Source organism: Pseudomonas sp. PSPC3-2, from assembly GCF_049897085.1.
Lineage (GTDB): Bacteria > Pseudomonadota > Gammaproteobacteria > Pseudomonadales > Pseudomonadaceae > Aquipseudomonas > Aquipseudomonas paraveronii.
Genome location: NZ_JAFCVO010000005.1, coordinates 192,511 through 218,663 on the forward strand (window position 1 = coordinate 192,511; position 26,153 = coordinate 218,663).

Here is a 26,153-nt window from a genome sequence, read left to right on the forward strand (position 1 = left end):
CCGGGCAGTCGACAAGTAGTAAGGGATTGAATGCATGCGCGCCTTAGCTGAGTTCATCATGCGCGGTCGTGTGCAGGCCACTCTGGTAGTGGCTGGAGCTGCAGTGTTGCCGTTGTTGTTTTGGTTGAGTGCCGCCGCGGTTTGCCTTGTGCTGCTGCGGCGCGGTTCGGACGCCTTGAGCGTCCTGGGTGTAGGCGTGTTGTCAGTGTTGGTGAGCTGGCACTTCCTGCAAGATCCAACGGCCCTTTTGGTGCTGCTCGGGACTTGCGGTCTGGCGTTGGTTTTACGCGCCGGTTACTCCTGGAATCGCGTGCTGCTGGTCAGCACGGCCGTGGGATTGTTGTGTGCGGTGAGTCTGGGAACCGTATTCGGTTCCTTCATCGAATCATTGGCGCAGACGTTTCAACACGTTATGCCGCTGGTGATGGGTGAGTCTTACGAGAAACTCTCGGCAGACCAGAAAGCAGTTCTCGCTTCACTGACGGTCCCACTGATGATCATTTCGACGGCGGTTTCGTTGCAGATCTTTAGTGTGTTGTGCCTGATTCTTGGGCGCTACTGGCAGGCGTTGTTGTATAACCCCGGTGGTTTCGGACGCGAGTTTCGCGCAATCCGAATCCCCAAGCGCGTTGCGCTGTCACTGCTGGCCGTCATGTGTGTTGCTCCGCTTATCGGGTGGAACGCCTTGATCCTGTTGCCGCTGTGCAGTGTGCCGCTGTTCTTCGCTGGGCTGTCTTTGCTGCATGGACTGGTCGCGCAGAAAAAATTGGCCAGTTTCTGGCTGGTGGGGTTTTACGTCACGGTCTTGCCGCTCATGCACTTGATCGGTCCGTTATTCGTGGTCTTGGCCATTGTCGATAGCCTGATTGATATTCGCGGTCGTCTCGCGTCCAAAGACGCCGATAACGCGAACGGTGAAGGTTAAAAGTTAGAGGATTTTCACATGCAACTGATCCTTCTGGAAAAAGTCGCCAACCTGGGCAACCTGGGCGACAAAGTAAACGTTAAGGCCGGCTACGGTCGTAACTACCTGCTGCCATACGGCAAAGCCACCGCTGCAACCGCTGCCAACCTGGCTGCGTTTGAAGAGCGTCGTGCTGACCTGGAAAAAGCAGCAGCAGACAAAAAAGCTTCGGCCGAAACTCGCGCTGCCCAACTGGCTGAGCTGGAAGTGACTATCACTGCCACCGCCGGTGACGAAGGCAAGCTGTTCGGTTCGATCGGCACCCACGACATCGCTGACGCACTGACCGCCTCCGGCGTTGAAGTTGCGAAAAGCGAAGTTCGTCTGCCGAACGGCACCATCCGCAACGTAGGTGAGTTCGACGTAGCCGTGCATCTGCACGCTGAAGTTGAAGCCACCGTACGCGTTGTCGTGGTAGCAGCTTAAGCAACACCTAACTGACTGGCACCTCGCGTGCCAGGCGGTTAACATCGGGCACGATCCTGTTTACAGGTCGTGCCTTTTGTTTTTTTACACACCCCCTAATTCCAAGTGGCCATGAACGATATTTCAGCTCCTGAGCAATACGATCTGCAAACCGCTGCCCTTAAGGTGCCGCCGCATTCCATCGAGGCCGAACAGGCCGTGCTCGGTGGTTTGATGCTGGACAACAACGCCTGGGAACGCGTGCTGGATCAAGTCTCGGACGGTGATTTCTATCGGCATGACCACCGCTTGATCTTCCGCGCCATTGCCCGGCTGGCCGACCAGAACTCACCGATCGACGTGGTGACGCTGGCCGAGCAACTGGACAAGGAAGGCCATACTTCACAAGTCGGCGGCCTGGGCTACCTGGGCGAACTGGCGAAAAACACGCCGTCGGTTGCCAACATCAAGGCCTATGCGCAGATCGTCCGTGCGCGGGCCACGCTGCGGCAATTGATCGGTATCGCCACCGAGATCGCTGACAGTGCCTTCAACCCGGAAGGCCGCACCGCTGAAGAAATTCTCGACGAAGCCGAACGGCAGATTTTCCAGATCGCCGAAGCCCGCCCGAAAACCGGCGGCCCGGTCAGCGTCAACGACCTGTTGACCAAGGCCATCGACCGGATCGATACCCTGTTCAACACCGACAACGCCATCACCGGCCTGTCCACCGGCTACACCGACCTCGATGGCATGACCAGCGGCCTGCAACCGTCTGACCTGATCATCGTCGCCGGCCGTCCATCCATGGGTAAAACCACCTTTGCGATGAACCTGGTGGAGAACGCCGTACTGCGCAGCGAAAAGGCCGTACTGGTCTACTCGCTGGAGATGCCAGGCGAATCGCTGATCATGCGGATGTTGTCGTCCCTGGGGCGTATCGACCAGACCAAGGTGCGTGCCGGTCGTCTGGAAGACGACGATTGGCCGCGCCTGACCTCGGCCGTCAACCTGCTCAACGACCGCAAGCTGTTTATCGATGACACCGCGGGTATCAGTCCCTCGGAAATGCGCGCACGTACCCGTCGCCTGGTGCGTGAGCACGGCGATATCGGCCTGATCATGATCGACTACCTGCAGTTGATGCAGATCCCGGGTTCCAGTGGCGACAGCCGTACCAACGAGATTTCCGAGATTTCCCGCTCGTTGAAAGCCTTGGCCAAGGAATTCAACTGCCCGGTGGTTGCCCTGTCGCAGCTCAACCGTTCCCTGGAGCAACGGCCGAACAAGCGCCCGATCAACTCCGACTTGCGGGAATCCGGAGCGATCGAGCAGGATGCTGACGTGATCATGTTCGTTTACCGCGATGAGGTCTATCACCCGGAAACCGAGCATAAGGGCATCGCTGAAATCATCATCGGTAAGCAGCGTAACGGCCCCATCGGCACCACGCGCCTGGCCTTTATCGGCAAATACACCCGTTTCGAAAACCTTGCGCCGGGCAGCTATAACTTCGACGACGAGTAAAAGCGCCTTTTCTAATTCCTACTGCAAAGGTCGGAATTGGTTAAAATTTGTGCTATATTCCGCGCCCGCGATTTTTCATCTCAACACCGGTCACCGTCATGCAAACAGCCAAGCCGTTATTTGACTATCCCAAGTATTGGGCCGAATGTTTCGGTCCTGCGCCATTCCTGCCGATGAGCAGGGAGGAGATGGATCAGCTTGGCTGGGATTCCTGCGACATCATCATCGTCACCGGTGATGCCTACGTTGACCATCCGTCGTTCGGCATGGCAATCATCGGCCGGCTGCTGGAGTCCCAGGGCTTTCGCGTCGGGATCATTGCCCAGCCCAACTGGCAGTCCAAAGACGACTTCATGAAGCTCGGCGAGCCGAACCTGTTCTTCGGCGTCGCGGCCGGCAACATGGACTCGATGATCAACCGCTACACCGCCGACAAGAAAATCCGCTCCGACGACGCCTACACCCCAGGCGGCATGGCCGGCAAACGCCCGGACCGCGCGAGCCTGGTGTACAGCCAGCGGTGTAAGGAAGCCTACAAGAACGTGCCGATTGTCCTCGGTGGCATCGAAGCGTCCTTGCGCCGCATCGCCCACTACGACTACTGGCAGGACCGGGTGCGCAACTCGATCCTGATCGACGCCGCCGCCGACATCCTGCTGTACGGCAACGCCGAGCGTGCCATCGTCGAGGTGGCCCAACGCCTGTCGTGGGGCCACAAGATCGAAGACATCACCGACGTGCGCGGCACCGCGTTCATTCGCCGTGATACGCCGGCGGGCTGGTACGAAGTGGACTCCACGCGTATCGACCGGCCGGGCAAGGTCGACAAGATCATCAACCCGTATGTGAACACCCAGGACACCCAGGCCTGCGCCATCGAGCAGGAAAAGGGCCCGGTCGATGACCCGGAAGAAGCCAAGGTCGTGCAGATATTGGCCAGCCCGCGCATGACCCGCGACAAGACCGTGATCCGCCTGCCATCGGTGGAAAAAGTCCGTGGCGACGCGGTGCTCTATGCCCACGCGAACCGCGTGTTGCATCTGGAAACCAACCCGGGCAACGCCCGCGCCCTGGTGCAGAAGCACGGTGAAGTGGACGTGTGGTTCAACCCGCCGCCCATTCCGATGACCACCGAAGAAATGGACTACGTGTTTGGCATGCCTTACGCGCGTGTCCCGCACCCGGTGTATGGCAAGGAAAAAATCCCGGCCTACGACATGATCCGTTTCTCGGTGAACATCATGCGTGGCTGTTTCGGCGGCTGCACCTTCTGCTCGATCACCGAGCACGAAGGCCGGATCATCCAGAATCGCTCCGAAGAGTCGATCATTCGCGAAATCGAAGAAATCCGCGACAAGGTCCCGGGCTTCACTGGCGTGATTTCCGACCTCGGCGGCCCGACCGCGAACATGTACCGTATCGCCTGCAAGAGCCCGGAAATCGAATCCGCGTGCCGTAAGCCGTCGTGCGTGTTCCCAGGTATCTGCCCGAACCTGAACACCGACCACTCGTCGCTGATCCAGCTGTACCGCAGCGCCCGTGCGTTGCCGGGTGTGAAGAAAATCCTGATCGCTTCCGGCCTGCGCTACGACCTGGCCGTTGAGTCGCCGGAGTATGTGAAGGAGCTGGTCACCCACCACGTCGGTGGTTACCTGAAGATCGCCCCGGAACACACCGAGGAAGGTCCGCTCAACCAGATGATGAAGCCGGGCATTGGCAGCTATGACAAGTTCAAGCGCATGTTCGAGAAGTACACCAAGGAAGCGGGCAAGGAACAGTACCTGATCCCGTACTTCATCGCCGCCCACCCCGGCACCACCGATGAAGACATGATGAACCTGGCCCTGTGGCTCAAGGGCAACGGCTTCCGCGCCGACCAGGTGCAGGCGTTCTACCCGTCGCCGATGGCCACCGCCACCGCGATGTACCACTCGGGCAAGAACCCGCTGCGCAAGGTCAGCTACAAGAGCGAATCGGTGACCATCGTCAAGAGCGAAGAACAGCGCCGCCTGCACAAGGCGTTCCTGCGCTACCACGATCCGAAAGGCTGGCCGATGCTGCGTGAAGCGCTGACCCGTATGGGCCGCGCCGACCTGATCGGGCCGGGCAAGGATCAACTGATCCCGTTGCACCAGCCGGCCACCGACAGCTACCAGAGTGCGCGTCGCAAAAACTCGACGCCGGCCGGCAGCCACAAGGTCGCGAAGGAAACCACCACCAAGATCCTCACCCAACACACCGGCCTGCCGCCCCGTGGCAGCGACGGCAGCAACCCCTGGGACAAGCGCGAACAAGCCAAGGCTGCGGCCATGGTGCGCAACAAACAGGCCGCCAAGGAACGCACTGATGCGGCCAAGGGTAAGGGCGGCAAGCCAGCCCGCAAGCCGGTGGTGCCGCGTTGATCGCAGCCTGAATATGCCAAACGCCAGCCTCGTGCTGGCGTTTTGCTTTCTAGCCGGTGGGTAGCCTGTTTGTTAAGGTGGCGCCCATTAAATCGCCATCGGGAGCAAGTCGCACCGCCCCTCCCACATTAGATGTGTGAATACATTCAAAATGTGGGAGGGAGCTTGCCCCCGATAGCGTCAGTCCTGTCCCCAACTTTTCAAGGAAGAACACCCCCCATGAGCAACCCCCTGCTCAACATCGGCATGGACTCTAACCGCTCGCAGTTCATGGCGCGCCAGCGCATCGAGAGTGAAGTCAACCTGCCCCGGCTGTTTGCCATCATCGACGCCGACCCTGGCATCGTCGGCGCTGGCGTGGTGTATATCGACGCCGACTTCAACGTCGTGACCCTGCGCGAGTTCAAACCGATCTGCAGCATTCGACCCAAGCGCATCATTGTGCGCGAAGCGCAGAAATACATCGCCCCGGCACAGTTCGCCGACCAAGTGCTGAACAACCCACGCGAATCGCGATTGGTGAGTGAAGCCTTCAACACCACCTTGTCCTGCGGCGGCGCGGTCATTGGCTGGCTGGTGGTGTTGAGCGGCACCATCGCCATCCCGTTTACCGCCGGAGCCAGCACGGTCGTGACGGCCATCGGCTATACCGCTGCCTCGGCCAGCACCGTGTCGTGCCTGGTCGGTGGGTTCCGTACACGCAACGAAATCGTCAACCCGGCGATGAACGATTACCTGGATAACGAAGAGTGGTACCAAGCGGCGACCAAGATTCTCGACGGTGCCGCCTTGGTCGGCGTCGGCGCATCGGCGTTGACGACAGTCAAGCTGGTCAACGTCGCTCGTGCGGCCACAGGCAAAAGCATGCGTCAGGTGCTGAAAGGTCTGAACGGGCAGGAGCGGGAGAAACTCACCAAAGAGCTGCTGAAAGTGGCCGACCCGCAAATGTCGAACAAGATGCGCAAGCTGCTGCAACTGAGCGGCGAGTTGCCTAAACGCTTTACGCCGACCCAGCTCAAGCACGCCACCTACGTCCAATTGGGCGATGCCTTCAGTGCGGGGCTGAGCGTCTGGGGCTTGAAGCGTTCGGATAACTACGAACAGGCCAAGACCTTCGCGATTGGCTTGTACGAAGAGGCCGAGTGATGAGTGGTGTTCCGTCGTTGAAACCGTTTTTGCTGGAACATTTTCCCGCGTTTATAGGGGTGATTCTCGCCGGTTGTCTCGGCGGTTCTGCGGCGATTTCCCTGGCGGCCAGCACCTATTTCGCCGACGTGCCCATGGCCACCAATGCCAGCGTGTCCTGGTTCGTGGTGATAGCGGCTGCACTGTTCGTGGCCAACAGCAACTTTTTGGTGGTGCGCGGCCGAGCCTGGGCGGTGTGGGGGATGGTAGCGTTTTTTACGACGTGCCTGCTGGTGGTCCTGCCGACGCTGCACTACCGGCCGCACTGGTTTATCTACAGTGAAAGCCTGTTCTGGCCATTGCTCGGGTTGCTGCTGATCAACAGTAAGGGTTATCGGTCGATGGTGAGCAAGTTGGTCGAAGTGCGGCGGTTGCGGGAGGCGGCCAAGGCCGGGCTGTAGCCTCGGCGCGCGGTTTCAGACTTTGACGTTCTGGCGAATGTTCCAGCCGTACTTGACCGCGCCGCCGTCCTTGCCGCCGTCGGACTTTTGCGGCTGGTAGCTGACTTCGACCGTGGCGAAGTTCAGGGCTATCACCTCAGTCAGTACATCGCTGCTGGTCACCGCGTCGGTTTGGTAGGACGTGACCATGACTTCCTTCAGCGTGATCACCAGATACTCCACGGCATTGCTGCCACCGGCCTTGCGCACCACCAACCGCGCCTCCGGGTAATGCTTGCCGGTGGAGCAGGCCATCATCAGGTTGGGTGAAGACTTGTCCATGACCTTGGAGATGGACAGGTTTTCGATATTGACCTTGCCGGCACCACCTCCGCTACCGGTATGCATGGAACCGGTCTGGGACATGCCCCAGCCCCATCGGCTGATCTCGATTTCGTCGCGATGGGCTTGGTCTTTGGACTCGCCCTTGATGTCCCCCAACTTCAAAAACATGTCAGTTGCCATTGTCGCTCCCTGTTTTGGTGTGCGCCGGAAGTGGCGCGGGGCGTACTTTTTCTTATTCGGGATATGGCTTACAAGGTGCTGCATCACGATCAGGAAGTATCTGTCCGGATAAAGCGAAACTTCTGACATTTTTCGGGGGGAGGCAGTCTTTACCCTCTGCGCTCTTGTGAACCTCAGGAGTAAAGGGATGACTTCCAGCGTATTCAGAGACGGTTTCCTCAGTTCCAATTACATGACGCGGCAGTGGTTGGAAAACAGCATTGATCTGCGCAAGTTATTTGCGGCGATTGATGCTGATCCGGCCATCGTCGGTGCCGGCGTGGTGTACCTCGACGCGCAGCTACGGATGGTTGTGCTGCGTGAATTTCAGCCGATTTGCAGTATCGCGCCGAAGAATGTGATTTTGCGCGAGGCGCCCAGCTATGTCGGGCGGGTGGAGTTCGCTCGGCAACTGGCGAATGAACCGCGAGACTCGCAGGTGGCGTTTGAGGCGGTGAATATGGGGTTGGCGTGTACTTCGGCGGTGATTAGTTGGTTGGTGATAGCGGGTGGGTTAGGGTTGAGTCCGTTTACGTTTGGGACTACCGGCGTAGCGGCTGCGATTAGCGTCGTAGGCGCGTCAGCCAGCACTGCTCAATGCTGGATTGGCATTCGCCGGACTAGAAATGAAATTAATGACCCTGCCCTTAACGACGCCATGGACAGCGATCAATGGCATCAGGCCTTAATGGCCGGGCTGGATGCGGCTTCGTTGTTAAGCGCTGGTACAGCAGCAATGTCGACAATCCGACTCGTCAATACGCTTAAAAAGACAACGGGGAAAAACACGCACCAGGTACTCAAAGGCTTGAATCGGCAAGAACGGGTAAAGCTCACTAAGGAGTTACTGAGCATCAACCATCCGGAGATGACTCGAAAAATGATCAAACTCAAACAACTGGCTGGAGATATGCCCAAGCGCTACACCTCGGCAGAAGTAAGAAATGGGACCATCTTGCAGATGCTCGATGCCCTTGGCGCGGCGTTGGGCGTTGCTGGCAGCGTGCGGTCCGGGAACATCCGGATTATCGCGGTTGGGCTGTATGAGGATATATCAGAGTGAGACTTCTCGGACGGAAACCTCTCATACCGATACGCCCTTTTCTTTTGCGCTACTTTCCTGTGTTTATCGGCGTAATTTTTTCGAGTCTTTTCGGCACTGCTACTCTTGTCGTGCTGGTGGAAAACTACTATTTCCCATCGTTAACGAATGCTGCTGCTGAAAATATCGGGAGGGTGTTAGCTCTCTTTATCACGCTCTGCAATTTCATGATCGCCTACGGGCGACCTAAGTGGGTCTGGGGCATGTATGGCCTTTTCATCGCCTGCCTGTTGGTCGCTGTGCCAGGTTTTCATTTTTCACCGAACCCATTCATTTACGCTGAATGCTTCTTTTGGCCGGTACTCGGCCTGCTGCTGCTTCGCAGCAAACGCCACCGGGAAATGCGTGCCAAATGCGTAGAACTTCGCCATATGCGCGGGAAGGTAATGGTGGCCATTGAAAAGCGGCGTAAACACGAGCGCGCAATAATCAGAATAAAGAAATCGAGGTAATGTGTGAGACCTCTCATACCTATACGCCCTTTTCTAAAACGTTACTTACCCGTGTTTCTCGGGGGGATTTTTTCAAGCATTTTTGCTGGATCTTCCGTAGTGGTGGTAGTGCAAAATTACTATCTCAAAGCCATTTCTTTAGCTATTTCGGCACAAGTAGCGTGGTGGGCATGTGTCGTTCTGGCATGCGCCTTGAGTCTTAGCAACATTATGATTGTCCGTGGGCGACGAGACTGGGTGTGGGTCATGGTTGTCTATTTTGGAGCCTGTCTGGTTACCGCTCTTCCGGCCATTCGTTATTACCCTCATCTGTTCATCTATGCCGAAAGTCTGTTTTGGCCATTGCTTGGTCTGCTGATTCTCAACAGCAAGCGTCATCGTGAGATGCGTGGGAAGCTTGTTGAACTTCGTTTTAGGCGAAAACGGATACGAAAAATTGCTGACAGGCTACAAAAAAGGTGATTTTGCTTTGATTAATTGGGAGCGTTGCCTCATTCCCGACAACTTACTGTTCGGGAACATACGTATCGTCGCGGTTGGGCTGTATGAGGATATATCAGAGTGAGACTTCTCGGACGGAAACCTCTCATACCGGTGCGCCCTTTTCTTTTGCGCTACTTTCCCGTGTTTATCGGCGTAATTTTAGCGGGCATCTTCGGCAGTTCTTCTGTTGTTGTGCTGGTGGAAAACTATTATTTTCCATCGTTATCGAACGCGGTTGCTAAAAGTGCCGGCGTGGTCCTGGCCTGGTTTATCGCCCATTGCAATTTCATGATCGCCTACGGGCGACCTAAGTGGGTCTGGGGCATGTATGGCCTTTTCATCGCCTGCCTGTTGGTTGCTGTGCCAGGTTTTCATTTTTCACCGAGCCCATTCATTTACGCCGAATGCTTCTTTTGGCCGGTACTCGGCCTGCTGCTACTTCGCAGCAAACGCCACCGGGAAATGCGTGCCAAATGCGTAGAACTTCGCCACATGCGCGGAAAGGTAATGGTTGCCATTGAACAGCGGCGTAAACACGAGCGCGCAATAATCAGAATAAAAAAACCGAGGTGATTCCCCACCCAGCCCCCACCAAACCGATACCACCCCACCCACTCCCTGCCACAAATATGTGCAGCTCTTGCACCATCGCACCAACGTTGGCGCCGTTTTGGTGCTGTACTGCACCGGGTCTTACGATAAAGCGCAATGACTGCCGCTCTGGCATAAGTCTTGCGCGCGTTGTGTCCATGCCCTGGCTCGCAGGAGGCCGCCGTGTCGATTCATGTCGCGTTGCACCACGTTACGCATTACCGCTACGACCGCGCTGTCGAACTCGGCCCACAGATCGTGCGTTTGCGCCCGGCGGCCCATAGCCGCACGCGGATTTTGTCCTACGCACTGAAAGTGCTGCCCGAGCAGCATTTCATCAATTGGCAGCAGGACCCCCAGGGCAATTACCTGGCGCGCCTGGTGTTCCCGGAAAAGACTGACGAACTGCGTATCGAAGTCGACCTGGTCGCCGAGATGGCGGTCTTCAACCCGTTCGACTTTTTCCTTGAGCCCTACGCGGAAAAAATCCCGTTTCGCTACGCCGCCGACGAGCAGCGCGAGTTGGCGCCGTACCTGGAAACCTTGCCGCTGACGCCGAAGTTCGCCACTTACCTGGCGGGTATCGACCGCACGCCGCTGCCGGCCGTGGATTTCCTTGTAGGCCTCAACCAGCGCCTGGCCGCCGACATCGGCTACCTGATCCGCATGGAACCCGGCGTGCAGACCCCGGAATTCACCCTGGAAAACGCCTCCGGCTCGTGCCGCGATTCAGCCTGGCTGCTGGTGCAATTGCTGCGCAACCTGGGGCTGGCGGCGCGGTTTGTCTCCGGTTATCTGATCCAACTCACCGCCGACGTCAAAGCCCTCGATGGCCCGTCCGGCACCGAGGTGGACTTCACCGACCTGCACGCCTGGTGCGAAGTGTATTTGCCCGGCGCCGGCTGGATCGGCCTGGATGCCACCTCCGGGTTGTTCGCCGGTGAAGGCCATATTCCGTTGGCCTGTAGTCCCGATCCATCGTCTGCCGCGCCGATCAGTGGCCTGGTGGAGCCGTGCGAGTGCGAATTCACCCACGAGATGTCGGTAGAGCGCATCTGGGAAGCGCCACGGGTGACCAAGCCCTACAGCGAAGAACAATGGCTGGCGATCCAGGCACTGGGTCGGCAGATCGATGGCGACCTGCTGGCGGACGACGTGCGCCTGACCATGGGCGGCGAGCCGACCTTCGTCTCCATCGACGACCCCGACGGCGCCGAGTGGAACACCGCTGCCCTGGGGCCGGACAAGCGTCGCCTGTCGGCCGAGCTGTTCCAGCGCATGCGCAAACACTACGCGCCCAAAGGCCTGGTGCATTTCGGCCAGGGCAAGTGGTACCCCGGCGAGCAATTGCCGCGCTGGTCGCTCAACTGTTACTGGCGTCGCGACGGCGAGCCGATTTGGCACAACAGCGCGTTGATCGCCGATGAGCAACAGGACTACGGCGCTGATGGCGTGTTGGCCGGGCGTTTCCTGGCCAGCGTTGCCGAGCGCCTGAAACTGCCGGCGCGGTTTGTGTTCCCGGCCTTTGAGGACAACTTCTACTACCTGTGGCGCGAAGGCGCGCTGCCGCAAAACGTCACCGCCCTCGACCCGCGTCTGAGCGATGAGCTGGAGCGCGAGCGCCTGCGCAAAGTGTTCAGCCAGGGCCTGGATAAAGTCATCGGCCAAGTGCTGCCTCTGGCGCGCACCGCCGCCAATGACCGCTGGCAGAGTGGGCGTTGGTACCTGCGCGACAACCATTGCCGACTGGTGCCGGGGGATTCGCCGCTGGGTTATCGCCTGCCGCTGGCCTCGCAGCCCTGGGTGACGGCGGCGGAGTACCCGTTTGTCCACCCGACCGACCCCAACCAGGACCTGCCCGAGCTGCCGAGCACGGCGCAATTGCAACGCCATGGCGAACCGGCGCCGAGCGCCGAACGCCTGCCGAAGATCGACGAGTCCGCCGACTGGCTGACCCGCACCGCGCTGTGCGCCGAAGCGCGCGAAGGCCGCCTGTATCTGTTCATGCCGCCGCTGGAGCGCGTCGAGGACTACCTGGAGCTGGTGGCCGCCATCGAAGCCACCGCCGAAGAACTGCACTGCCCGGTGCTGCTGGAAGGCTACGAGCCGCCGGCGGATTACCGTCTGAGCAACTTCCGGGTCACGCCTGACCCAGGTGTGATCGAGGTCAACGTGCAGCCGTCCGCCACCTGGGACGAGTTGGTGGAGCGCACCGAGTTCCTCTACGAAGAGGCGCGGCAAACCCGCCTGACCACCGAAAAGTTCATGATCGACGGGCGCCACACCGGCACCGGCGGCGGTAACCACTTCGTGCTGGGCGGCGCGACACCCAAGGACTCACCGTTCCTGCGGCGTCCCGATTTGCTGCGCAGCTTGATCAGTTACTGGCACAACCATCCGTCGTTGTCCTACCTGTTTTCCGGCTTGTTCATCGGCCCGACGTCCCAGGCGCCCAGGGTCGATGAAGCCCGTAACGATGCGCTGTATGAGCTGGAAATCGCCTTCGCGCAAATGCCCGCGCCAGGCGAAGAATGCCCGCCGTGGTTGGTGGACCGGCTGTTGCGCAATCTGCTGATCGACGTGACCGGCAACACTCACCGCGCCGAATTTTGCGTCGACAAGCTCTACTCCCCCGATGGTGCCACCGGGCGCCTGGGCCTGCTGGAGTTGCGCGCCTTTGAAATGCCGCCCCATGCACGCATGAGCCTGACCCAGCAATTGCTGCTGCGCGCGCTGGTGGCACGCTTCTGGCGCGAGCCGTATGCGCCGCCGAAACTGGCGCGCTGGGGCACCGAGTTGCATGACCGCTTCCTGCTGCCGCACTTCATCGAGCAGGATTTTGCCGACGTGATCGTCGAACTCAACGCCGCCGGCTACCCGCTGCGCGCCGAATGGTTTGCCGCGCACCTGGAATTCCGCTTTCCCAAAGTCGGCGACTACGCCGTCAGTGGCATCGAACTGGAACTGCGCCAGGCCCTGGAGCCCTGGCATGTGCTGGGCGAGGAGGGCGCGGTCGGCGGCACGGTGCGCTATGTGGATTCGTCCCTGGAACGCCTGCAGGTGAAGTTGAGCGGGCTGCCACCGCAGCGCTATTTGCTGACCTGCAACGGCATCCCGGTGCCGCTGCAACCGACCGGGCGCATCGGCGAGTTCGTCGCCGGCGTGCGGTATCGCGCCTGGCAACCGGCCAACTGCCTGCAACCGACCATCGAGGTGCATGCGCCGTTGGTGTTCGACCTGCTGGACACCTGGATGCAGCGCTCGCTGGGCGGTTGCCAGTATCATGTGGCGCATCCGGGCGGGCGGAACTACGACAGCCTGCCGGTGAACGCCAATGAAGCCGAGAGTCGGCGCATGGCGCGGTTTTTCCGCTTGGGGCATAGCCCGGGCAAGCTGCCGGTGCAGACCGTCGTGGTGAACGATGAATTACCGATGACCTTGGATCTGCGACGTTTCCCAAATAAAAATGACTGAATGCAATCCAAAATGTGGGAGGGGCGGTGCGACGATTCGACTTGCTCCCGATTGCGGTGAATCAGCCGATACATGAGTTGACTGACCCACCGCAATCGGGAGCAAGCCCCCTCCCACAAAGGATTTGCAGTGTTTGTTAGGTTAATCTGAGCCCCCTTGCCCCTGCCGAGCGTTCCATGTCCGACTTGCTCGACCGTTACCCGCTGACCGCGGGCACTTATCACGAACTGCTGGACGATCGCGGCGCGGTGCGTGCCCATTGGCAGCGCCTGCTCGACCACCTGCAACGCAGCACCCCCGCGCAACTGGCCCAGCGCCAGGCGTTGCTGACCCGGCAGATCCAGGAAAACGGCGTGACCTACAACGTCTACGCCGACCCCAAGGGCGCTGATCGCCCGTGGGAACTGGACCTGCTGCCCCACGTGCTGGCGGCCGATGAGTGGCAGCACTTGTCGGCCGGCATCGCCCAGCGTGCGCGGCTGCTCAACGCGGTGCTGGCGGACCTCTACGGCCCGCAACGCTTGATCAAGGAAGGCTTGCTGCCGGCCGAACTGGTGTTCGGGCATAACAACTTCCTCTGGCCGTGCCAGGGCATCCAGCCGCCCGACGGCGCGTTTTTGCACCTGTACGCCGTCGATTTGGCGCGCACCCCGGATGGCCGCTGGTGGGTCACCGCCGACCGCACCCAGGCCCCTTCCGGCGCCGGTTATGCGCTGGAAAACCGCACCATCGTGTCGCGTGCCTTTCCGGACCTGTACCGCGACCTGCAGGTGCAGCACCTCACCGGTTTCTTCCGCACCCTGCAGGAAACCCTGGCGCGCCAGGCGCCCAGCGATGAGCAACCGCCATTGATCGTGCTGCTCACGCCCGGGCGTTTCAACGAAAGCTATTTCGAACACCTGTACCTCGCCCGCCAGCTTGGCTACCCGCTGGTGGAAGGCGGCGACCTCACGGTGCGCGACAGCACGGTGTTCCTGAAAACCCTCAGCGGCCTGCGCCGGGTACACGCGATCATGCGCCGCCTGGACGACGATTTCTGCGACCCCCTTGAGCTGCGCACCGACTCGGCCCTCGGCGTGCCCGGCCTGCTCGACGCCGCGCGCCAAGGTAACGTGCTGGTGGCCAATGCCCTGGGCAGCGGTGTGCTGGAGTCCCCTGGCCTGTTGGGCTTTCTGCCGAAGATCAACGAGTTTTTGTTTGGCGAAGAACTGATCCTGCCGTCCATTGCAACGTGGTGGTGCGGCGAAGCGCCGGTGCTTGCCGAAGCCCTGGAGAAACTGCCCGAGCTGCTGATCAAGCCGGCATTCCCTTCGCAAAGTTTTAATCCGATTTTCGGTCGCGACCTGGATGACGAGCAACGCCAGGCTCTGGCCGAGCGCATGCGCGCACGGCCTTACGCGTATGTCGCCCAGGAGCTGGCGCAGCTGTCCCAGGCGCCGGTGTGGCACACCGTCGAGGATCACCTGCAACACCGCGCCATCGGCATGCGCGTCTACGCCGTGGCCAGCGCTGACGGTTACCGGGTATTGCCCGGCGGCCTGACCCGCGTGGCAGCCGATGCCGATGCCGAGGTCGTTTCGATGCAACGCGGCGGCGCGAGCAAGGACACCTGGGTGCTCGGCGAACGCGCAGCCGGCAGCGAGCACTGGCGCGCGCAGCGGCCGATCGGCGCCCATGACCTGGTACGCCGCGACCCTTATCTGCCGTCGCGGGTGGTGGAAAACCTGTTTTGGTTTGGCCGTTATTGCGAGCGCTGCGATGACAGCGCGCGCTGGCTGCGCATCGTGTTAGCGCGCTATGTCGACGGCGACGATCCGCTGGCGTTGCAGGCGGCGGTCGAGCTGGGCGAAAGCCTGCACTTGCTGCCGGAGGAGGGCGAGTTGCCCGAGCGCCTGCTCGCGGCCTTGCTCGGCGACGACTGGCCGTCGAGCCTGCGCGCCAACCTGCAGCGCTTGCAGTGGGCCGCGTCCCAGGTGCGCGGTAAGTTGTCCCGGGAGAACTGGCAGGCCCTGGTGGAGCTGCAACGCGAAGCCCTGGAGCTGGAAAGCGAAACCCCGGACTTTGGCGAGTTGCTGGACTTCCTCAACCGCCTGGTGATGTCCCTGGCGGCGCTGTCCGGGTTTGCCCTGGACGACATGACCCGCGACGAAGGCTGGCGCTTTCTGATGATGGGCCGGCGCATCGAGCGCCTGCAGTTTCTCAGCAGCAGCCTCGCGGCGTTCCTGCGTGGCGTGGCGGTGTTCGATCAAGCTGGGCTGGAGTGGTTGCTGGAACTGGGCAACAGCAGCATCACCTACCGCTCGCGCTACCTGGCGGTGCCGCAACTGATCCCGGTGCTCGACTTGTTGCTGCTGGATGAGCAGAACCCCCACGCCGTGCTGTTCCAGTTGAAGCTGGTGAGCCGCACCTTGCGTCGCCTCAACGATGATTTCGCGGTGCCCCGGGAAACCGGCCTGGCGCCTTTGGTCGAGCGCCTTGCGCGGTTCGACCTGGGTTGCCTGGAAAACTCGCTGTTTGGCGAGACCAGCGTGCGTGCCGCGTTGGACGGCCTGGCCGACCTGCTGCAAGCGGTCGCCGATGAGAGCGGGCAAGTGTCGGATCGCCTGGCCTTGCGCCATTTTGCCCATGTGGATGATGTCAGCCAGCGAACGGTGTCGGTGTGATGAGTGCGCGCTATCAGATTTTTCACGATACCCATTACCACTACGACAGCCCAGTGTCCCTGGCCCAGCAGTTGGCGCATCTGTGGCCACGGCCATGCGCCTGGCAGCGCTGCACCTCGCAGCAGTTGGATATCAGCCCGTTGCCGTCGTCGCGCCGCGATGAGCTGGACGTGTTCGGCAACCCGATCACCCGCCTGGCGTTCGAGCGGCCCCATGATGAATTGTTGGTGAACGCCGGGCTGACCGTGGAAGTGCTGGCGCGGCCGCTGCTGGATTTCCAACAGTCGTTGGCCTGGGACCAAACCCGCGACAGCCTGACCTACAGCAGCCAGCCGCTGTCACCGGCGTTGATCGAAGCCTGTCGCTTTCGTTTCGAATCGCCCTACGTGCATTTGAAGAAAACCTTCGTCGATTTCTCCGAAAGCTGTTTCCCTCCTGGCCGTCCGTTGCTGCTGGGAGCCCAGGCCCTGATGGAAAAAATCTTCGGCGAATTCACCTTCGATGCCGAAGCCACCCAAGTCGCCACGCCGCTGGTGGAAGTGCTCGAGCGCCGACGCGGCGTGTGCCAGGACTTCGCTCACCTGATGCTCGCCTGCCTGCGCTCACGGGGCCTGGCGGCGCGCTATATCAGCGGCTACCTGCTGACCCAGCCACCGCCCGGCCAGCCACGGATGATCGGCGCGGATGCGTCCCATGCGTGGATTTCGGTGTATTGCCCGGTGTTGGGCTGGGTGGACTTTGATCCGACCAACAATGTGCAGCCGGCACTGGAGCACATCACCCTGGCCTGGGGCCGGGACTTCTCCGATGTTTCGCCGTTGCGTGGGGTGATTCTGGGGGGAGGGAGCCATGACCCGGAAGTGCGGGTGACGGTGATGCCGCTGGAGTAAAGATCATCCCCGCGCAGGCTGCGGGAATGATCAGAATCCGGTGTTTCTCAGGCGTCTGGCGCCGGGTCTTTCGGTGTTTCGGTGTCGTCGGTTGTCACTTCGCCTTCCGCATCCGGGTTCAATGCGCCGGCCTCTTCATCTGCAGCGGCTTTCTTGCGTTGCAGCTTTTCGTCTTTCTTCTGTTCCTTGGCCAAGTCTCTTTGACGTTTGGCGAAGGAGTAATTAGGTTTGGCCATGGGCGATCCTCTAGGGTCGAAGGTGAGGGTGGGCGGCGCGCAGCTGCCTTGGGTCGCTATGGTAGCAGCTTCGCGGCGCGCTTGGCCTTCACTTACCGCAGGCGTATGCGGCCAACAGACCGCTGAATAGATGATTGAGGTGCATGATCCGTACTCCAGTGGGTGATGGACCGATCATAGGCGGGCTGTGGCACTTTGGCTGGTTGATTGTGTCGATAAGTCTGATAGCCTAAAGTTGTATACAATCTGTTGATTCAGGTCATAAGAATTTCTGCCTGTCTCAGGCACGCTTGTCGCAATACGCGCTTTTAAAACCCTGCCTTGGAGATTCACATGTTTGCCAAACTCGTTGCTGTTTCCCTGCTGACTCTGGCAAGTGGCCAGTTGCTTGCTGCAGAGTGCAAGGTCACCGTCGACTCTACCGACCAGATGTCCTACAACACCAAGGAAATCGTGATCGACAAGAGCTGCAAGACGTTCACCGTCGAGCTGACTCACTCCGGCAGCTTGCCGAAAAACGTCATGGGTCATAACTGGGTGCTGGCCAGCGCCGCCGACATGCAACCGGTTGCGACCGACGGCATGGCTGCCGGCCTCGACAAGAACTACCTGAAAGAAGGCGACGAGCGCATCATCGCCCACACCAAGGTGATTGGTGCTGGCGAGAAAGATTCGGTGAGCTTTGATGTGTCCAAGCTGAAAGCGGGCACTGACTATGCGTTCTTCTGCTCGTTCCCGGGCCACATTGCGATGATGAAAGGCACTGTGGTCGTCAAGTAAGACCGCGTTATCGTTCATCGGGGGCAAGCCCCCTCCCACACTTGGAATGCATTTCGAATGTGGGAGGGGCGGTGCGACGATTCGACTTGCCCCCGATGGCTGCCTGACAATCAACACAAAACTATCTGGTTCACCTCACGGCGCAAACGGCATCACCCGCTTGTGCTCGGTCTTGCGATACGTCTCGCAGATGATCCTGAACGCTTCCTCCCGCACTGGCTCGCCGTGCAGGAACGCATCGATCTCGGCATAGGTCACGCCATGTGACGCCTCGTCCGGCTTGCCCGGCGAGAGGTCTTCCAGGTCGGCGGTCGGGACCTTCTCCACCAGCGACTCCGGCGCCCCGAAGTGCCGCGCAATCGCCCGCACCTGATTCTTCACCAACCCGCTCAACGGTGCCAGATCGCAGGCGCCATCGCCGAATTTGGTGAAAAAGCCCATCACCGCTTCCGCCGCATGGTCGGTGCCGATCACCAGGCCACTGGCCGCGCCGGCGATGGTGTACTGCGCGACCATGCGCATACGCGCCTTGGTGTTGCCCAGCACAAAATCGCGCGATACCGCAGCCTTGCCTTCAAACACCGCCACTTCATTGGCCAGGGATTTCACCGCCGGGCCGATGTTCACGGTGTGGCGCTCGTCCGGTTCGATAAAGTCCACCGAGGCCTGGGCGTCGATTTCATCGAACTGGGTTTCGTAGGGTAGGCGCACGGCGATAAAACGGTAGCCTTCGTCGCCGGTACTGGAACGCAGTTCCTGCATGGCGCGTTGGGCCAGCAGGCCTGCGGTCAGGGAGTCGACGCCACCGCTGATGCCCAGCACCAATGTCTTGAGCCCTGAATTGCGCAGGCAGTCCTGGATAAAGGTCACGCGCCGGGCGATTTCGGACTCAAGGGCGGCCTGGTCTTTGAACGGTGCTTGAACCTTGAGCTGCTGCGCAATCTCACGCTGTACGGCTTGCATGATTCACTCCTTGCTGGAAAGGGCAGGTACTTTGAAAACGTGCCGCAAATAGGCGACGAAATTCGGGTCGGTGCAGTGGGTCTTGCCCGCTTCATCGGAGATCTTCGCGACGGGCTGGCCATTGCAGGCCGTCATTTTAAGCACAATGCTCATCGGTTCCACACCTGGAATATCGCAGGTCAGGTTGGTGCCGATGCCAAAGCTCACATTGATTCGACCGCGCAGCGCCCGGAATATCTCCAGGGCCTTGGGCAGCGTCAGGCTGTCGGAGAACACCAGGGTCTTGCTCATCGGCTCGATGCCCAGCTTGTGATAGTGGGCGATGGCTTTTTCTGCCCATTGCACCGGGTCGCCGGAGTCGTGGCGCAGGCCGTCGAACAGCTTGGCGAAGTACAAGTCGAAGTCGCCGAGGAAGGCATCGGTGGTGATGCAATCGGTCAGGGCGATACCCAGCAGGCCGCGGTATTCGCGGACCCAGCAATCAAGGGCAGCGATCTGGCTGTCGATCAGGCGCGGGCCGAGTTGCTGGTGGGCCATGATCCATTCATGGGCCATGGTGCCCAGCGGTTTCATATCGAACTCGCGGGCCAGGTGGACGTTACTGGTGCCGACAAACCGGCCGGGGAAATCGTGCTTGAGCACGCTCACCACTTCTTCCTGCACGCGGTAGGAGAAGCGTCGGCGCGTGCCGAAGTCCGCCACCTGCAGCTCGGAGAGCTCGTCGCTGCTGGCGTTCGCGGTCAGCCAGTCGAACTTGCGGTACAACTGCTCGCGGGCCTGCTCCAGGGTCACGGACTGGTAGCGGTAGCGGTTACGCACTTCGCTGATGATCGCGAGCATCGGCACTTCAAACAGGATCACATGCAGCCACGGCCCGCGCAGGCGGATAAACAGCTCGCCGTTTTCGATGCCGGTGTGGACATAGCGCAGATTGAAGCGGAACAAGCCGAGGAAACGCAAAAAGTCCGGTTTCATGAAGCTGATGCGTTCCAGGAAACCCAGTTGGTCAGGGCTCAGGCTCAGCTCGGCGAGGCGCTCGATCTGGTAGCGGATCTCCGCCAGGTACGGGCGCAGGTCTTCACTGTTGCGGCAACGAAACTCCCATTCAACTTCCACGTTGGGGTAGTTGTGCAGCACCGCCTGCATCATGGTCAGCTTGTAGAAGTCGGTGTCGAGCAGGTTCTGCACGATTCGATCGGCAAACACACTCTCGCTCATAACGGGAATCTCCAGACGGGACGGCGACGGGCGCCGACCTTTACGCACAATTAGGGAAGGGGGCTAGTGGCGCATAGACCTGTGGGGTTTTGCCAGTGATTTTTTCAGTGAGGCCACAGGCACTATCGGGGGCAAGCCCCCTCCCACAGGTTGGAATGCGTTTCAAATGTGGGAGGGGGCTGCAGACAACACAGGTTCACACCTGCTCCATCATCCACTTCACAAACTCCCGCACCTTGGGCACCTCCGCCGAATGCTCGGGGTACGCCAGGTAATACGCATCCTGGCTCGGCATCGCATGCTGCCAGGGGATCACCAACTTACCGTCGGCCAGCTCTTCTTCCACCAGGAACCGCGGCAACAGCGCCACGCCACAGCCCACCTGCGCTGCACGAATGCACATATAGAAGGTGTCGAAGCGCGGCCCGTGATAGCTGTGCTCGGTGTGAAAGCCCTGGTCGGCGAACCAGTCATGCCAGCCCTGGGGCCGCGAGGCGTTTTGCAGCAGCACCAGGTTGCTCAGTTGCGTGGGGTCGGTGAATGGCTGCGCGGGCAGGCTTTCCGGGGCACACACGGGGATCAGTTCTTCGCTGAACAGTTTCAGGCTCTCGGTGCCGGGGCGTGAGCCTTGGCCGAAGTAGAACGCCATATCGGCCTTGCCTTGCAGCAGCTCGTCCGGTTCCTGTTCGTTGCACAGGTCCAGGTGGATCTGCGGGTGACGCAAGCGCCAGCCCTTGAGGCGCGGCACCAGCCAGCGGGCGCCGAAGGTGTAGGGCGTGGACACGCGTAATACTTCGGTCTCGCCGCCGTAGGAGCGCAGGTAATGGGTGGACATCTCCACCTGCGTGAGGATTTTGCGCACTTCCACCAAATACAAATTGCCCGCCGGGGTCATTTGCAAGCGTCGGCGTACCCGGCGAAACAGCAGGTGCTGCAGCAGTTCTTCCAACTGCGCCACCTGTTTGCTCACCGCGCTTTGCGTAAGGTTCAGCTCCTCGGCGGCGCGGGTGAAGCTCAGGTGGCGGGTGGCGGCTTCGAAACACTGCAGGGCAGTGATCGAGGGCAAATGTCTTTTGTTCTGCACGGCACGCCTCGTTTTGTTCTTTGCATGAATAAACGGAATGATATCTCGCCTAATCGTCGTTTGTTGGCAAGTCTTGGGGCAGCTACAAATAAGCCTTGGATCGCCGTGCGGGCTGCGGCGCAATTTTTCTGTTTGTAGATTGAAGGAGTGACCCATGGTCGCCGCATTGCTTGATCGTCTCGGGGTAAACCCGGCGCTGTACCAAGCGGGGAAACAACCCGTGCATTCGCCGATCGATGGCAGCCGTATCGGCAGTGTGAACTGGGAAGGTGCCGCCGAGGTGGAGCAACAGGTCAGTCGTGCCGAGCATGCATTCGAGGCCTGGCGCAAAGTGCCGGCCCCGCGTCGCGGCGAGCTAGTGCGCCAGCTCGGCGACGTGTTGCGCGAATACAAGGCCGACCTGGGCGAACTGGTCTCCTGGGAAGCCGGCAAGATCACCCAGGAAGGCCTGGGTGAAGTGCAGGAAATGATCGACATCTGCGACTTCGCCGTCGGCCTGTCGCGCCAGTTGTATGGCTTGACCATCGCCTCTGAGCGCCCCGGTCACCACATGCGTGAAACCTGGCACCCGCTGGGCGTGGTCGGCGTGATCAGCGCGTTCAACTTCCCGGTGGCGGTGTGGGCGTGGAACACCACCTTGGCCCTGGTGTGCGGCAACGCCGTGATCTGGAAACCGTCGGAAAAGACCCCGCTGACCGCCCTGGCTTGCCAGGCGCTGTTCGAGCGCGTGCTGAAAAAATTCAACGACGCGCCGCAATACCTGAGCCAAGTGATCATCGGCGGCCGCGAGGCCGGTGCGGCGCTGGTGGATGACCCGCGTGTCGCGCTGATCAGCGCCACCGGCAGCACCCGCATGGGCCGTGAAGTGGCGCCGAAAGTCGCCGCGCGGTTTGCCCGCAGCATTCTCGAACTGGGCGGCAACAACGCGATGATCCTCGGCCCAAGCGCCGACCTGGACATGGCCGTGCGCGCCATCCTGTTCAGCGCCGTCGGCACCGCTGGGCAGCGCTGCACCACGCTGCGCCGGCTGATCGCGCATGAATCGGTCAAGGAAGAAATCGTCACCCGCCTCAAGGCCGCCTATTCCAAGGTGCGCATCGGCCACCCGCTGGAAGGCAACCTGATCGGCCCGCTGATCGACAAGCACGGCTTCGACAGCATGCAGGACGCCCTGGAGCAAGCCCTGAGCGAAGGCGGCAAGGTGTTCGGCGGCAAGCGCCAGTTGGAAGACAAATTCCCGAATGCCTACTACGTGTCGCCGGCGATTGTGGAAATGCCGGAGCAAAGCGACGTGGTCTGCACTGAAACCTTCGCGCCGATCCTGTACGTGGTTGGCTACAGCGACTTCGCCGAAGCCCTGCGCCTGAACAACGCCGTGCCGCAAGGCCTGTCGTCGTGCATCTTCACCACCGATGTGCGCGAAGCCGAGCAGTTCATGTCGGCGGTGGGCAGCGACTGCGGCATTGCCAACGTCAACATCGGCCCGAGCGGCGCAGAAATCGGCGGCGCGTTTGGCGGTGAGAAAGAAACGGGCGGCGGGCGTGAGTCGGGTTCGGATGCGTGGCGTGGGTACATGCGTCGCCAGACCAACACCGTGAACTACTCGCTGGAACTGCCGCTGGCCCAGGGCATCACCTTCGACTGATTACCTGTCGAAACACGGTTAAAAAGGTGGGAGGGGGCTTGCCCCCGATGGCGGTGTGTCAGTCAACAGATGTAAAGCTGATCCACTGCCATCGGGAGCAAGCCCCTCCCGCATTTGACCTCATTTGCAGTTTGGAATAGATGTTTGTTAGGTCTCATCGGAGTCTGGCAATGGCACTGCGCGAAACATGTTTGTGGGAACAACTCACCCCTGGCCGGCCGGATCGCGCCGCGCTCAAGGGTGAAGTGACGGTGGATGTGTGCGTGATCGGCGCCGGGATTACCGGTTTGTCGGCGGCCATTCACTTGCTGGAACAGGGTAAAACTGTCGCCGTGCTCGAAGCCCATCGCACCGGCCATGGCGGGTCGGGGCGCAATGTCGGGCTGGTCAACGCCGGGCTGTGGATTCCCCCGGACGAGATCGAAGCCGGTTTCGGCGAGGCGGTGGGCAGCCAGCTCAACCGCATGCTGGGCGCGGCGCCGTCGTTGGTGTTCAGCCTGGTCGACAAATACAACATCGATTGCCAATTGCGCCGCGAGGGCACTTTGCACATGGCGCACAACGCCCGGGGCGAGGCGGATTTGCGCAGTCGTGAAGAACAATGGCAGCGCCGTGGGGCGCCGGTTGAATTGCTCACCGGCGCGGCCTGCGAGCAAGCCACCGGGACTAAAAAAATCGCCGCTGCGTTGCTGGATAGACGTGCCGGCACCTTGAACCCGATGGCCTATACCAGCGGTCTGGCCAACGCGGCCGTGGGGTTGGGCGGGCAGCTTTTCGACCATTCCCCCGTCACGCAGTTGGAACGCCAAGGTGCGAATTGGTCGGTGCAGACCGCGAACGGTGCGGTGCAGGCTGCACAAGTGGTGATCGCCTCCAATGCCTACACCGAAGGCGAATGGACTGCGCTGCGGCGCAATTTCTTCCCTGGCTATTACTACCAGGTCGCCTCCGCGCCGCTGACCGACGACGCGGCCAAACACATCCTCCCCGGCGGCCAGGGTTCCTGGGACACACGCCAGGTGCTCAGCAGCATCCGCCGCGATGCCGATGGCCGCCTGTTGCTCGGCAGCCTGGGCAACGGCAACCAGAAACCGGCGTGGTTCCTCAAGGCGTGGGCCGATCGGGTGCAGCAGCACTACTTTCCGTACCTCAAATCGGTGCAGTGGGAATGCACTTGGACCGGCTGCATCGCGTTCACGCCGGACCATCTGATGCGCTTGTTCGAACCCGCGCCCGGCCTGGTGGCCGTGACCGGCTACAACGGCCGCGGTGTGACCACCGGCAGCGTGGTCGGCAAGGCCTTTGCCGACTACTTATGTCACCAGAATCCCCAGGCGTTGCCGATTCCGTTTGCGCCGATGCAACCGCTGGCCGGGGTGGGCCTGCGCAGTTGCCTGTATGAAGCCGGATTTTCGCTGTATCACGCAGGCCAATGCTTGCGGATCGTGATCTGATCAGCGAAATAGCCCTCAGAAGCCGGCATGTTCTTCGCCGGCTACTCATCTGTATTGGTGCAAGTTGTAGCAATCACGCACTGTAAATGTGCAGTTCCGTTACGTGCATGGTTACAGCTGTAGGAAGTGTCGTTTGGCTGTCCGGTTGCAGGTGCGACCCGTGGAGGTTGTACTTTTTTGGTCCATGGGTTGCACCTATTGAAGTTAGAGGGTTGCACGTACTGACGAACGGCGCCGAAACGCCTGCAATAACAATGACACCGTGTCTTTTTGAAGAATAAAAAAGTAATGGCACGCGGCTTGCTCTGGGCTTTCACTGAAAGTTTTAGTTGAAGGTTTGCAGTGAATACGTAGTGCCAATAAACAAAAACCTCGGAGCACCACTCATGTCCCAGACGTTTTACAAGAAAGGTTTTCTGGCCCTCGCCGTTGCAGCGGCGCTGGGTTTTTCTGCGTTTGTTCAAGCTGATGTGAAGATTGGCGTGGCGGGGCCGATGACGGGCGCCAACGCCGCTTTCGGTGAGCAGTACATGAAGGGCGCCCAGGCGGCAGCCGATGCCATCAACAAGGCCGGCGGCATCAACGGTGAGCAGATCAAGCTGGTTGCCGGCGACGATGCCTGTGAACCCAAGCAGGCCGTGGCTGTGGCCAACCGCCTGGCGGACCAGGACAAAGTGATCGGCGTGGTCGGGCACTTCTGCTCGTCCAACACCATCCCGGCGTCCGAGGTCTACGACGAAGCCGGCATCATCGCAATCACCCCGGGCTCCACCAACCCACAGGTCACCGAACGCGGCCTGGGCGCCATGTTCCGTATGTGCGGACGTGACGACCAGCAAGGCATCGTGGCCGGCGACTACATCGTCGACGTGCTCAAGGGCAAGAAAGTCGCGGTCATCAACGACAAGGACACCTACGGCAAAGGCCTGGCCGACGCCACCGCTGCCCAGTTGACCAAGCGCGGCGTGAAACCGGTGCTGGAAGAAGGCCTGACCCGTGGCGAGAAAGACTTCAGCGCCCTGGTCACCAAAATCCGCTCCCTGGGCGCCGACGTCGTGTACTTCGGCGGCCTGCACCCGGAAGCCGGTCCGCTGGTTCGTCAGATTCGTGAAGCGGGCCTCAAGGACGTGAAGTTCATGTCCGACGACGGCATCGTGACCGACGAACTGGTGGCGACCGCCGGTGGCAAGCAATATGTGGATGGCGTGTACATGACCTTCGGCGCCGACCCGCGCCTGCTGCCGGACAGCAAGGCGGTGGTTGAAGAGTTCCGTAAAAACGGCACCGAGCCAGAAGGCTACACCCTGTATGCCTACGCGTCGGTTCAGGCCCTGGCTGCCGGCTTCAACGGTGCCAAGTCCAACAAGGGTGAAGAAGCTGCCAAGTGGCTCAAGGCTCACCCGGTAAAAACCGTGATGGGTGAAAAAACCTGGGATGCCAAGGGCGACCTGAAAATCTCCGACTACGTGGTTTACCAGTGGGACAAAGACGGCAAATACCGCCAGTTGGAAAAGCAGAAGTAATCCAGGTGGGAGGGGGCTTGCTCCCGATAGCGGTGTGCCAGTCAACAGATGTGTAACTGACCCACCGCATCGGGGGCAAGCCCCCTCCCACAGGGGGACTGTGTTGTTATTGAGATCTGTCTTTTCCTCCAGAAGGACCGCACACCTAGCGGTGTGCAGGTTCTCACC

The 26,153-nt window shown here is 60.4% G+C and carries 22 protein-coding genes; 17 read left to right on the forward strand and 5 right to left on the reverse strand.

Annotated elements, in window-relative coordinates; translation table 11 throughout:
* The first annotated feature begins 34 nt into the window (after nt 1-34).
* The 6 genes from ACP7CJ_RS10995 (at nt 35) to ACP7CJ_RS11020 (ending at nt 6,884) form a co-directional block, all read left to right on the forward strand.
* Complete coding sequence (locus tag ACP7CJ_RS10995; RefSeq protein ID WP_276196226.1) at nt 35-925, forward strand: hypothetical protein; 891 nt, start codon at nt 35-37, stop codon at nt 923-925.
* Between the two features lie 18 nt (nt 926-943).
* Nucleotides 944-1,390: a 50S ribosomal protein L9 gene (rplI, locus tag ACP7CJ_RS11000; protein WP_247399617.1), complete on the forward strand. Its 447-nt coding sequence runs from the start codon at nt 944-946 to the stop codon at nt 1,388-1,390.
* 111 nt (nt 1,391-1,501) lie between these two features.
* The gene (dnaB, locus tag ACP7CJ_RS11005) at nt 1,502-2,896 is read left to right on the forward strand and encodes a replicative DNA helicase (RefSeq protein WP_276196228.1); all 1,395 of its coding nucleotides are present in this window, start codon (nt 1,502-1,504) and stop codon (nt 2,894-2,896) included.
* A 98-nt stretch (nt 2,897-2,994) separates the two neighbouring features.
* Entirely contained in the window at nt 2,995-5,298 is a 2,304-nt protein-coding gene (locus ACP7CJ_RS11010; RefSeq protein ID WP_276196230.1) for a YgiQ family radical SAM protein, read from the forward strand.
* Between the two features lie 219 nt (nt 5,299-5,517).
* Nucleotides 5,518-6,444 carry an NAD synthetase gene (locus tag ACP7CJ_RS11015; RefSeq protein WP_426100397.1) on the forward strand — a complete coding sequence of 309 codons (927 nt, stop codon included), beginning with the start codon at nt 5,518-5,520 and terminating at the stop codon, nt 6,442-6,444.
* Nucleotides 6,444-6,884: a hypothetical protein gene (locus ACP7CJ_RS11020; protein ID WP_426100395.1), complete on the forward strand. Its 441-nt coding sequence runs from the start codon at nt 6,444-6,446 to the stop codon at nt 6,882-6,884. Before ACP7CJ_RS11015 ends, ACP7CJ_RS11020 begins: the two co-directional genes overlap by 1 nt.
* A gap of 15 nt (nt 6,885-6,899) precedes the next feature.
* On the opposite strand, the gene ACP7CJ_RS11025 is transcribed toward ACP7CJ_RS11020, so the two are convergent.
* Nucleotides 6,900-7,388, reverse strand: a complete 489-nt coding sequence (locus tag ACP7CJ_RS11025; RefSeq protein WP_247399627.1) for an Hcp family type VI secretion system effector — start codon at nt 7,386-7,388, stop codon at nt 6,900-6,902.
* A 187-nt stretch (nt 7,389-7,575) separates the two neighbouring features.
* Here ACP7CJ_RS11025 and ACP7CJ_RS11030 point away from each other — a divergent pair, with 187 nt between their 5' ends.
* The 7 genes from ACP7CJ_RS11030 (at nt 7,576) to ACP7CJ_RS11060 (ending at nt 17,082) form a co-directional block, all read left to right on the forward strand.
* Complete coding sequence (locus ACP7CJ_RS11030; protein ID WP_426100393.1) at nt 7,576-8,490, forward strand: NAD synthetase; 915 nt, start codon at nt 7,576-7,578, stop codon at nt 8,488-8,490.
* Nucleotides 8,487-8,981, forward strand: a complete 495-nt coding sequence (locus ACP7CJ_RS11035) for a hypothetical protein (RefSeq protein WP_276196236.1) — start codon at nt 8,487-8,489, stop codon at nt 8,979-8,981. The genes ACP7CJ_RS11030 and ACP7CJ_RS11035 overlap by 4 nt, the downstream gene beginning before the upstream one ends.
* Nucleotides 8,982-9,089: 108 nt before the next feature.
* A complete protein-coding gene (locus ACP7CJ_RS11040; protein WP_426120556.1) occupies nt 9,090-9,443 on the forward strand; it encodes a hypothetical protein in 354 nt (117 codons plus the stop codon).
* Nucleotides 9,444-9,542: 99 nt separating this feature from the next.
* Nucleotides 9,543-10,037 carry a hypothetical protein gene (locus tag ACP7CJ_RS11045; protein ID WP_426100389.1) on the forward strand — a complete coding sequence of 165 codons (495 nt, stop codon included), beginning with the start codon at nt 9,543-9,545 and terminating at the stop codon, nt 10,035-10,037.
* A gap of 201 nt (nt 10,038-10,238) precedes the next feature.
* On the forward strand, nt 10,239-13,529 hold the full coding sequence (locus ACP7CJ_RS11050; protein WP_426100387.1) for a DUF2126 domain-containing protein: 3,291 nt from the start codon (nt 10,239-10,241) through the stop codon (nt 13,527-13,529).
* 176 nt (nt 13,530-13,705) lie between these two features.
* On the forward strand, nt 13,706-16,192 hold the full coding sequence (locus ACP7CJ_RS11055) for a circularly permuted type 2 ATP-grasp protein (protein ID WP_426100385.1): 2,487 nt from the start codon (nt 13,706-13,708) through the stop codon (nt 16,190-16,192).
* A complete protein-coding gene (locus ACP7CJ_RS11060) occupies nt 16,192-17,082 on the forward strand; it encodes a transglutaminase family protein (RefSeq protein WP_247405602.1) in 891 nt (296 codons plus the stop codon). Before ACP7CJ_RS11055 ends, ACP7CJ_RS11060 begins: the two co-directional genes overlap by 1 nt.
* 47 nt (nt 17,083-17,129) lie before the next feature.
* On the opposite strand, the gene ACP7CJ_RS11065 is transcribed toward ACP7CJ_RS11060, so the two are convergent.
* A complete protein-coding gene (locus ACP7CJ_RS11065) occupies nt 17,130-17,318 on the reverse strand; it encodes a hypothetical protein (protein WP_276196243.1) in 189 nt (62 codons plus the stop codon).
* Between the two features lie 333 nt (nt 17,319-17,651).
* Between ACP7CJ_RS11065 and azu the strand changes: the two genes are divergently transcribed.
* Complete coding sequence (azu, locus tag ACP7CJ_RS11070; RefSeq protein WP_276196245.1) at nt 17,652-18,098, forward strand: azurin; 447 nt, start codon at nt 17,652-17,654, stop codon at nt 18,096-18,098.
* Between the two features lie 135 nt (nt 18,099-18,233).
* Here azu and nadE read toward each other — a convergent pair whose 3' ends face one another.
* The 3 genes from nadE to ACP7CJ_RS11085 form a co-directional block, all read right to left on the reverse strand.
* Entirely contained in the window at nt 18,234-19,061 is an 828-nt protein-coding gene (nadE, locus tag ACP7CJ_RS11075) for an ammonia-dependent NAD(+) synthetase (protein WP_426100383.1), read from the reverse strand.
* Nucleotides 19,062-19,064: 3 nt separating this feature from the next.
* The gene (gene pncB, locus ACP7CJ_RS11080; RefSeq protein WP_276196249.1) at nt 19,065-20,279 is read right to left on the reverse strand and encodes a nicotinate phosphoribosyltransferase; all 1,215 of its coding nucleotides are present in this window, start codon (nt 20,277-20,279) and stop codon (nt 19,065-19,067) included.
* Nucleotides 20,280-20,475: 196 nt separating this feature from the next.
* The gene (locus ACP7CJ_RS11085; RefSeq protein WP_426100381.1) at nt 20,476-21,363 is read right to left on the reverse strand and encodes a LysR family transcriptional regulator; all 888 of its coding nucleotides are present in this window, start codon (nt 21,361-21,363) and stop codon (nt 20,476-20,478) included.
* A gap of 154 nt (nt 21,364-21,517) precedes the next feature.
* On the opposite strand from ACP7CJ_RS11085, the gene ACP7CJ_RS11090 reads away from it, so the two are divergent.
* From ACP7CJ_RS11090 to ACP7CJ_RS11100, 3 genes are all read left to right on the forward strand, one after another.
* Nucleotides 21,518-23,008: an L-piperidine-6-carboxylate dehydrogenase gene (locus tag ACP7CJ_RS11090; RefSeq protein ID WP_276196251.1), complete on the forward strand. Its 1,491-nt coding sequence runs from the start codon at nt 21,518-21,520 to the stop codon at nt 23,006-23,008.
* A gap of 170 nt (nt 23,009-23,178) precedes the next feature.
* Nucleotides 23,179-24,462 (forward strand): L-pipecolate oxidase, encoded by a 1,284-nt coding sequence (locus ACP7CJ_RS11095; RefSeq protein WP_276196252.1) that lies wholly within the window; start codon nt 23,179-23,181, stop codon nt 24,460-24,462.
* A 386-nt stretch (nt 24,463-24,848) separates the two neighbouring features.
* Nucleotides 24,849-25,985 carry a branched-chain amino acid ABC transporter substrate-binding protein gene (locus tag ACP7CJ_RS11100; protein WP_426100379.1) on the forward strand — a complete coding sequence of 379 codons (1,137 nt, stop codon included), beginning with the start codon at nt 24,849-24,851 and terminating at the stop codon, nt 25,983-25,985.
* Nucleotides 25,986-26,153 lie beyond the last annotated feature (168 nt).